Consider the following 9,035-nt stretch of genomic DNA (forward strand, 5'->3'; position numbering starts at 1 on the left):
CGCGCCGCGCATTTCATCGAGCGATGGAACTCAACCCGGTATCCGAACTCGAATACTTCAACTGGGAAGTCGTCCTCCGCCTCGGCGTGGCCGCGGTTCTCGGACTGCTGCTCGGGCTGGACCGGGAGTTGCGCGGACACGCCGCGGGCATGCGGACCCACGGGCTGGTGTGCTTTTCGGCGGCCGGAACCACGGTGGCGATGCTAGCCCTCTATTACCAGCTCGACGGTGCCCGCGCCGATCCCTTGCGCTTGTTCGAGGCCATCGGGGCCTTCATCGGTATCGTCGGTGCGGGACTGATCGTCTTCAGCAAGGGCAAGCTCCACAACATCACCACGGCCGCCCATCTCTGGCTGGCGAGCGTGATCGGCATCGCTTGCGGTGCTGCACTGTGGCCGGTGGTCGTCATAGGCACGATCATCAGCCTGGTGATGCTCACCTTCCTGCGAATCGTGGAGGGACGGCTTTTCGGCCCCGATCGCAAGCTTGACGAGGATAAGCGGGACTAGCCCTCGCCGCCGTCGCCGGCCGGCTTGCTCTGCAACTGGACGTAGTTTTCGAGGCCCATGCGCGCGATCATGTCGAACTGGGTCTCGAGGAAGTCGACGTGCTCCTCTTCGCTTTCGAGGATGCGCACGAAGATTTCGCGGCTGACGAAATCGCGCGCTTCTTCGCACGCTTCGATCGCGTCGCGCAGCAGCGGGATGGCCTCGTTCTCCATCGCGAGGTCGGCCTTGAGGATCTCCTCGACCGTCTCGCCGACCTTGAGGCTGTGGAGCGCCTGGAAATTAGGGAGACCGCCTAGGAACAATACGCGCTCGGCCAGGATGTCCGCATGTTTCATTTCGTCGATCGACTCGTGGCGCTCGTATTCGGCGAGCGTGGTCACGCCCCAATCGTGCAGCACGCGGTAGTGCAACCAGTACTGGTTGATCGCGGTCAGCTCGTTGGTGAGTGCCTTGTTGAGGAACTCGATGATCTTGGGATCGCCCTGCATGTCGTGTCGTCCACTAGGAGGAGGAAGGCCCCCTCCATGCGCCTCGCGACCGAGTCGGGCAAGGGCGCGCACCACAAAAAAGGGCGGAAATCCGCCATTTGCGAGCGATTGTCAGTAGCGTTGGAACTCAGGCGGCGGAGAGTTTCTCGAACGCCGCTTCGCGCTCCTCGAGCACGATATCTTCGGCGCGGTCGAGACAGGTGCCGCAGCTGGGCTGCTTACCCATCGCGCCATAGCAGGCCTCGGCATTGCCCGGGCAACGGCGCGCGACGCGGCGAAGGTCGGCTTCGCGGATGGCGTTGCAGATGCAGATATACATGTGGGCGCGAGCTCCTGCGATTGATTCGCATGAACCGTATTAGTGCGACCGATTATCAATAGCAACCTTAGCGTCTGAGTGCGAACATCCGACCATAGGTCAAGCACCGCCACAGCCATTCGAGCGGGCCGTAGCGGAACCGCTCAAGCCACGGCTTCGACCACAGCAGCATAAGCACCCATACCGCGAGCACGACGAGATAGAGCTGCGGGCGGTTGAGCACGCCGAACAGGTCGAGTGCCCAGGGGGAGAAGACGAACAGCAGGACGAAAGAGGTGCCGAGATAATTCGAGAAGGCCATGCGGCCGGTGGCCACCACGCGTTCGCCCAGCCAGCCCTTCTTGCCCGCTCCCCACAGGGCGAGCAGCGCGGCGAGCCCAAGGATGACCGGCAGGCGCGGCAGCATCGAGGCGCCGATGAAGGCGAACATGGTGCTGAAATAACTGAACCCGACCGACTTCACCCAGAGCGCGATCGCCAGCGTCAATGCGCTGCCCGCGATCACCCCCGTCCAGCCCCAGACCCTCATCCGGCCGGGATCCATCCCGCCACTGAACATGCCCAGCTGGAACAGCGCCGCGCCCAGCAGCATCAGCGGGATCGTCTCGACCGAGACCAGGAGGAAAAAGCTGAAGGGATCGAAGGTGTGCTCGGTCAGCCTGTGCTCGACCAGCTCGGCATAGGTGCCGTCCTGCTTGAGCGGGTTCTCGATCGCTTCGTCGGCCAGCGGATCGGACTTGGCGGCGATGACGCCATCGATGCTGTCCGCCATTTCGGGGCGATCGCCGAACGGCGTTTCGGCTACCGCGTACATGAAGGCGAAACTCGACGCCCACAGCAGCGAACCGATCACGTAGACCAGCAGCGCGGTGACGATCTTCGTCTTGGGTTTCCACTTCAGGGTCAGCAGCACCAGCGTGCCGCACATCGCGTAGAGCGCGAGGATATCGCCCTGCCACAGCAGGAAGAAGTGCAGCAATCCGAACAGCAGCAGCCAGCATAGGCGGCGGAACTGGAGCCAGCGGGTGGCCCCGCGCGCCCACGCCTTTTCCATGAACAACACCATGCCGGCGCCGAACAACAGGCTGAAGAGCCCGCGCATCTTGCTGTCGATGGCCACGAACTGGACGATCCACTGCCAGCCGCCCGGATCGCCGTCGGGCACGAGGAAGCCCTCGGGCCACATATAGGCCGAGAACGGCTGCCCGAAGGCGACGATATTGGCGACGAGGATACCCATCACCGCGAGGCCGCGAATGAAATCGAGGCTGCCGATCCGGCCGCCGGCCTCGTTGATCGGAGCGACTTCTTGCTGGTCGGGCGCGGCGGCGGCGCTGTTGTCGGTATCGGTCATGAGTCCCCCTGTCCGCACGCGATCATGCCGCAAAACGCGACGCGCGCCTAGCGCGGTTGGTCGATCGGCGGAGGAGCCGCGTCGCTAGCGGGTGACGAGGCAGTCCTGGCCCGAGGCCTTGAGGCTGTTGCACGCCGCCTGCGCGGCCGAGCGGCTGGCAAAGCCACCCGCTTTGAGACGGGTGAGCCCCCCTGCGCGTTCGACCACTTTCTGCGCGCCTGCGAGCGCGGGATTGCCCGAGAGCCGGTCCCACAAGCGATCGGCCCCGCTGGCGATCGAGAAGGCACCGAGCTGGATCTTCCACGGTCCCGTCATCGCGGCCTGGGCCGGGGCGGGCTCGCGCGGCGGCGGGGTCACGGTGCGCGGTGCCGGATCGGTCCGAACTGCGGGGGGCGGTGAAGCCTCGGCCTGCTGGGTCGCGCTCGGCAGGGTGTAGTCGGCGCCCGCCTGTGGCGGAATGCCGCGCGGCAGCTGGGTCGGAGCAGGAGCAGGAGCAGGAACCGGCGTTGGCGTCACCGCGGCAACCTGTCCCGGTGCGACGCCATAATCGGCAGCATCGGCGAGTTGCTGGCGGCGCGCTTCGGCGTCCGCGGCGAGCTCGGTCGACAGCGCAACCCCGCGGCGACGCTGCTCGAGCGGGATGTACTGGTCCATCTGCGCCCGTGCGCGTGTCGCTTGGTCGAGCCCGGCATTCTGCGCCAGCGTCATCAGCGCGTAGCCGCGGACCCAGTCCTTCTCGACCAGCTCGCCGTTGAACAGCGACAGGCCGTAAAGATATTGCGCGCGGGCATCGCCGCGCAGCGCCGCCTGTTCGAGGAACGGCAGCGCTTCGGCCTTGGCCCCGCGGTGGAACAGCAGCAGCCCGTAATTGTCGGCCGCGCGCCAATGGCCCTGGCGGGCGGCGAGGCCATAGAGCCGTTCGGCCTCGGCAAGGTCGGTATCGACCCCGCGACCGAACTTGTAGGCTTGGGCGAGATTGTACTGGGCATCTGCATCGCCTGCAGCGGCAAGCGGACGCCAGGCCTTGACGGCGGTTTCGAAATCACCGCGGGCGGCGGCCTCGACGCCAGCGCCATTGCCGCTGGTGATCACCGCATCCTGCGCGAAAAGCGGTGCCGACAGCGCGCTTGCCGATACCCCCGCAAGCGCCAGCGCGATCCATGCCGTCGATCGTTTCATAGCAATGCCCCTCCCGATCCCGCCTCGCGGGCCTGCGATCCTGCGGGCCGTGGCGGTTAATGGTGTTTCAGCCATAACACGTATGCTTTGCCACGTGAATCCCGCATGACCGTCGACGCGCCACTCTGCGGTTCGGGCGGGCAGGTGTTAACCCGAAATTAGGACCGTTCTGCGATCCCTCCGGTGTGACAACCAATTTCGTTCTTAGGGGGACATAGGCTTTGCGTGTTCTAGCCATGGCATCGCAGAAGGGCGGATCGGGCAAGACGACCCTTTCCGGACACCTCGCCGTCCAGGCCCAGCGCGCGGGCGCCGGCCCGGTCGTGCTCATCGATATCGATCCGCAGGGTTCGCTCGCCGATTGGTGGAACGAGCGCGAGGCCGAACTTCCGGCCTTTGCGCAGACCACCGTCGCGCGGCTCGCCAACGATCTCCAGATCCTGCGCCAGCAGGGCTTCAAGCTCGCGGTGATCGACACGCCGCCCGCCATCACCATGGCGATCCAGTCGGTGATCTCGGTCGCCGAACTGATCGTCGTGCCGACCCGCCCGAGCCCGCACGATCTGCGTGCCGTCGGCGCCACGGTCGATCTGTGCGAGCGCGCGGGCAAGCCGCTGGTGTTCGTCGTCAACGGCGCGACGCCGAAGGCCAAGATCACGTCCGAAGCCGCGGTCGCGCTGTCGCAGCACGGCACGGTCGCGCCGATTACGGTCCACCATCGCACCGATTTCGCTGCCTCGATGATCGATGGCCGCACGGTGATGGAAGTCGATCCCGAAGGGCGCTCCTCGGCCGAGATCACGGCGCTGTGGCGTTATGTCGCCGATCGTCTTGAGAAGAATTTCCGTCGCACGGTCTTCGCCGCCCCGAGCGGCATTTCGCAGGTCCACGGCCAGCCCCGCCCGGGCGCCCATGGCGGAGGCTTCGGTCGCCGCGTGGCCGGATCCTGAGGGAGACGACATAGCCATGCCCGAAGCCAGCTTCGCCTCGCTTTCGCCGACATTGCTCGCCCGCAAGGGTGCGGCCAAGCCGGCCATGCGTCCGCAGGTCCAGCCGCTCAACGCTCACGAACTGCACGGCCAGGCCCCGCTGCGCGATCCGCAGGACGATCTCGGCTGGAACGACATGGGCGACGATAGCCCGGAAGACTGCCAGGATGACCGGCACGACGAACGGCCCAAGGCCGAAGTGATCGCCTTCGAAGCGCGCGAGCCGGTCGAAACGCCGCTCGTGCCGGGCAAGCCCGCGGTGGTGCGCCAGCGCGAGGACGTCGCCGCCAAGGTCGAAAATCCCGCGGCGGAAACCAAACCACGCCGCAAGGCGATCGCCCAGGGACGCAAGGCGGCCTTCACGCTGCGGATCGATCCGGAACGCCATCTCAAGCTGCGGCTCGCCTGCACGCTCGAGGATTGCAGCGCGCAGGCGCTGATCACCCACGCGCTCGATGCCTATCTCGATGCGCATGACGAAATCGCCGAACTCGCCGCCAAGGTGGGTGAGCGGCAACGTTCGAACTGACCGGGGAAGTCGGATGAAAACCCAGACCACCAGCCGTGCCGCGATGCGCAACGCCGTAACCGGCGTGCTCTCCTTCGTGCTGCTTGCCGGTTGCACGATGGGTGACAAGCCCGCTCCGTCGCAGGTCAGCGCCGCAGACGCCAAGCAGATGATGGCCAAGGGCCAGACCAACGGCGCGATCGATTCGGCCGAAGCCGCGGTGCTCGCGAGCCCGCGCGATGCCGGCTACCGCGCGGTGCTCGGCAATGCCTATCTCCAGGCCGGTCGGTTCGAAGCCGCCGCGACCTCCTACGAGGACGCGCGCGCGCTCGGTGACGATAGCGCCCGCACCGCGCTGAGCCTCGCACTCGCCAAGATCGGCGGCGGCAAGGGCGACGAAGCGCTCAAGGTGCTCGCCGCCAACCGCGACAAGATCCCGGCGGGCGATCTCGGCCTCGCCGTCTCGCTGGCGGGCGATCCGCGCGGCGGGATCCAGATCCTCACATCCGCGCTGCGCACCGGCGGCAGCACCGCCAAGCTGCGCCAGAACCTCGCTTACAGCTATGCGCTCGCCGGCCAATGGCGCGAAGCGCGCCTCATGGCCGCGGAAGACGTACCGGCCGACCAGGTCGGCAAGCGGATGGCGCAATGGGCGCAGACCGCGCGTCCCGACCTCGTCCGCCACCGCGTCGCCGCGCTGATCGACGTGCCGGTGGTGGCCGATCCAGGCCAGCCGCAGCAGCTCGCCTTGCGCAATTACGAAGACGCAGTGCAATTCGCCCGCGAAGACATTTCGGATGCTTCTCTCGAGGTCGCTCAGGCCGCCCCGGTGGGCGTTGAAGCCCGAGCCGAGACGCCGCGTCCGGCACCTGTCGTAGCGGCTGCAGCACCGAGCGCACCGCGCAGCAGTTACGTTTCCAACCCGGTGGTCCAGGCGATCGCCCCCCGGTCGGTCGCCGCGCCGCGGACCGATCTCGCGCGCGCTCCGGCGGCTCGTTCGGCTCCGAAGGCCGTCGCGAGCGGTTCGCACGTGATCCAGCTCGGCAGCTTCACCAGCCGCGCGCGCGCCGAAAAGGCGTGGAACATCTATCTCGCGCGCAATCCCGAGCTCGAAGCGTTCGAGCGCGTGATTACGCCCGCCAAGGTGCGTGGCAAGCTCTATTACCGTGTCCAGGCCGCCGGTTTCGACCGTTCGGGCGCGCAGTCGATGTGCAGCGCCGTCAAGCAGAACGGCGAAGGCTGCCTCGCCTATGCCGATCCGCGCGGCGGTGGCGGTGCGGGCGGGCCGGTGCGCGCCCGCCGCTGAGGGCCGCGCGAAACCAGGTAAACGTTATTGGGTGCAGCAGGGCGCGCGGGAAACCGGGCGCCCTGTTCGCGTCAGGGCGCGTCTCAGACGATCCGCTTGCCACCCTTGAACAGGGCTTCGGCACGTCCCTCGACGCCCTGTCGATCGAACGGTGTGTTGCCCGCCGCGGCGCGCATCTTGCCGCTGTCGACGATCCACGGCCTGTCGGGATCGACCAGCACTAGGTCGGCGGCCTGTCCCTCGGCAAGCGTGCCCGCCGCGACGCCGAGCAATCGCGCCGGGTTGGTCGAAACCAGCTCGAACGCGCGGCCGAGATCGATCACCCCGTCCCGCACCAGCGAGAGCGTGAGCGGCAGCAGTGTCTCGGCGCCCGCCATGCCCGGCGCTGCATCGGCGAAGGGAAGCCGCTTGGCCTCGCTCCCGTGCGGATCGTGGCTCGAGCAGATCACGTCCACCGTCCCATCGCCGATCGCCGCGCGCACGGCCTGACGGTCGTCCTCGCTCCGCAGCGGAGGAGAGAGCCGTGCAAAGGTCCGGAAATCGGCCACCGCGAGGTCGGAGAGCATGAAATAGGCCGGGCTGACCCCGGCAGTGACGGTCAGCCCGTCGGCCTTGGCGCGCCGCACCATGTCGAGCCCGCGGGCGGTCGTGACCTGGCGGAAATGCACCCGCGCGCCGCTCATCTCGGCCAGCATCAGGTCGCGCGCGATCGCCAGCGCTTCGGCCTCGGCGGGGGCGCTCGCGAGCCCGAATCGCGTCGCGATCGCGCCGCTGGTGGCGACCGCGTCGCCTGCGAGGCCACCATCCTCCGTGGCGACGATACAGGTCAGGTCGAGCATCGCGCAGGCTTGCATCACGCGCAGCATGGTCCCGCTGTCGGCGATCCACTTGCGACCGGTCGCGACCGCGCGCGCGCCAGCCTCGCGCATCAGCGCGAGTTCGGTCAGCCGGCTGCCTTCGAGCCCGCTGGTGGCGGCGGCGATCGGATGGACCCACAGGTCGGGCTTGCCGCTGCGCGCGGCGAACCGCACCGGCGCGGGCGCATCGAGCATCTCGCCGTCGGGCATCAGGCCGACGCGCGCGATCCCGCCGAAATGGCAAGCCGGCTTGTCGACCGCGAACACGCCGAGATCGACGAGCGCGGGGGCGAGCAACGCGCCCTTGGCGTCGATCGCTTCGTCGGTCGGATCGCAATCGCCGACGGATTCGATCCGGTCGCCCGCACAGCGCACCGAGCCGGTGGCAATCTCCCCGGATGGGAGCACGAGCCGTGCATTGGTGATCGACAGGTCGGTCATGCCCAGCCCTCCAGCCCGCGCGCCTTGCGGGTCAGCACGTCGAGGCAGGCCATGCGGATCGCGACCCCCATCTCGACCTGCTTGGTGATCAGCGATTTCTCGCGTTCGGCGACGTCGCTGTCGATCTCGACCCCGCGGTTCATGGGTCCGGGATGCATGATCCAGGCTTCGGGCGCACAGGTGTCGAGCCGCTTCGCGGTGAGCCCGTAGAGATGGCGGTACTCGGCGGTCGAGGCGAGATACTGTCCCTCCATCCGTTCGTTCTGGACGCGCAGCATCATCACCGCGTCGACCCCGTCGAGCGCGGCGTCGAAATCGTGGAAGGGTTCGCCGCCCAGCGCCTCGACATTGGCGGGCATCAATGCGGGCGGGGCGCAGGCGCGGACCCGCGCACCGAGCGCGGTGAGGCACATCATGTTCGAGCGCGCGACGCGGCTATGGAGGATGTCGCCGCAGATCGCGACCTTCACGCCGTCGAGCGCCTCGCCGCTGGCGATCCCCATCGCGTGGCGCAGCGTCAGCGCGTCGAGCAGTGCCTGGGTCGGATGTTCGTGGCTGCCGTCACCGGCATTCAATACCGGGCAATCGACCTTTTCGTCGATCAGCTGGACCGCGCCAGAACTGCCGTGGCGGATCACGATCGCATCGGCGCGCATCGCGTTGAGCGTAACCGCCGTGTCGATCAGCGTCTCGCCCTTCTTCACCGAGCTTTGCGCGGCATGCATGTTGACCACGTCGGCGCCCAATCGCTTGCCCGCGATCTCGAAACTGAGCAGCGTGCGGGTCGAATTCTCGAAGAAGGCGTTGATGATCGTGAGCCCGGACAGCGCGTCCGAATGCTTCTTCGCCTCGCGATTGAGCGCGACGTATCGCTCCGACTCGTCGAGCAGGAACAGGATCTCGTGCCGCTCGAGCCCGGCGATGCCGAGCAACGACCCGTGCGGGAAGGCCAGCGATCCCGCAGGGTAACGGGAGCGGCGCATTTCTTCCGAAGCTGTCATTAAAGCCAAGCCCCTAGTCGAGCCGTATCGTACGCTCAAGCGGTTTCGCCCTTGCGCGGGGGCAGGTGCGCGTTAGGCAGGGCG

The 9,035-nt window shown here is 67.4% G+C and carries 10 protein-coding genes; 4 read left to right on the plus strand and 6 right to left on the minus strand.

What is annotated here, in order from left to right; all coding sequences use genetic code 11:
• The first annotated feature begins 23 nt into the window (after positions 1-23).
• A complete protein-coding gene (locus T8S45_RS00575; RefSeq protein WP_188641178.1) occupies positions 24-509 on the plus strand; it encodes an MgtC/SapB family protein in 486 nt (161 codons plus the stop codon).
• On the opposite strand, the gene bfr is transcribed toward T8S45_RS00575, so the two are convergent.
• The 4 genes from bfr to T8S45_RS00595 all read right to left on the minus strand — a co-directional run bounded on the left by bfr (position 506) and on the right by T8S45_RS00595 (position 3,849).
• Positions 506-997 (minus strand): bacterioferritin, encoded by a 492-nt coding sequence (gene bfr, locus T8S45_RS00580; RefSeq protein ID WP_188641179.1) that lies wholly within the window; start codon positions 995-997, stop codon positions 506-508. The genes T8S45_RS00575 and bfr overlap by 4 nt on opposite strands.
• A 127-nt stretch (positions 998-1,124) precedes the next feature.
• The gene (locus T8S45_RS00585; protein WP_322294279.1) at positions 1,125-1,316 is read right to left on the minus strand and encodes a (2Fe-2S)-binding protein; all 192 of its coding nucleotides are present in this window, start codon (positions 1,314-1,316) and stop codon (positions 1,125-1,127) included.
• 67 nt (positions 1,317-1,383) lie between these two features.
• Entirely contained in the window at positions 1,384-2,670 is a 1,287-nt protein-coding gene (locus tag T8S45_RS00590) for a DUF418 domain-containing protein (protein ID WP_322294280.1), read from the minus strand.
• 84 nt (positions 2,671-2,754) lie between these two features.
• The gene (locus tag T8S45_RS00595; protein WP_322294281.1) at positions 2,755-3,849 is read right to left on the minus strand and encodes an SPOR domain-containing protein; all 1,095 of its coding nucleotides are present in this window, start codon (positions 3,847-3,849) and stop codon (positions 2,755-2,757) included.
• A gap of 236 nt (positions 3,850-4,085) precedes the next feature.
• On the opposite strand from T8S45_RS00595, the gene T8S45_RS00600 reads away from it, so the two are divergent.
• Genes T8S45_RS00600 through T8S45_RS00610 form a run of 3 tightly spaced genes read left to right on the plus strand, consistent with a single transcriptional unit; the run spans position 4,086 to position 6,652 of the window.
• The gene (locus tag T8S45_RS00600) at positions 4,086-4,799 is read left to right on the plus strand and encodes a nucleotide-binding protein (protein ID WP_229658048.1); all 714 of its coding nucleotides are present in this window, start codon (positions 4,086-4,088) and stop codon (positions 4,797-4,799) included.
• Between the two features lie 16 nt (positions 4,800-4,815).
• Positions 4,816-5,367: a hypothetical protein gene (locus T8S45_RS00605; RefSeq protein ID WP_188641184.1), complete on the plus strand. Its 552-nt coding sequence runs from the start codon at positions 4,816-4,818 to the stop codon at positions 5,365-5,367.
• Positions 5,368-5,380: 13 nt separating this feature from the next.
• Positions 5,381-6,652: an SPOR domain-containing protein gene (locus T8S45_RS00610; RefSeq protein ID WP_322294282.1), complete on the plus strand. Its 1,272-nt coding sequence runs from the start codon at positions 5,381-5,383 to the stop codon at positions 6,650-6,652.
• Positions 6,653-6,735: 83 nt separating this feature from the next.
• On the opposite strand, the gene T8S45_RS00615 is transcribed toward T8S45_RS00610, so the two are convergent.
• Positions 6,736-7,950 (minus strand): dihydroorotase, encoded by a 1,215-nt coding sequence (locus T8S45_RS00615; RefSeq protein ID WP_322294283.1) that lies wholly within the window; start codon positions 7,948-7,950, stop codon positions 6,736-6,738.
• A complete protein-coding gene (locus tag T8S45_RS00620) occupies positions 7,947-8,951 on the minus strand; it encodes an aspartate carbamoyltransferase catalytic subunit (protein WP_322294284.1) in 1,005 nt (334 codons plus the stop codon). Before T8S45_RS00620 ends, T8S45_RS00615 begins: the two co-directional genes overlap by 4 nt.
• Positions 8,952-9,035: the final 84 nt, after the last annotated feature.

This window comes from Pseudoblastomonas marina (assembly GCF_034374265.1).
In the GTDB taxonomy this organism is placed as follows: domain Bacteria; phylum Pseudomonadota; class Alphaproteobacteria; order Sphingomonadales; family Sphingomonadaceae; genus Alteriqipengyuania_A; species Alteriqipengyuania_A marina.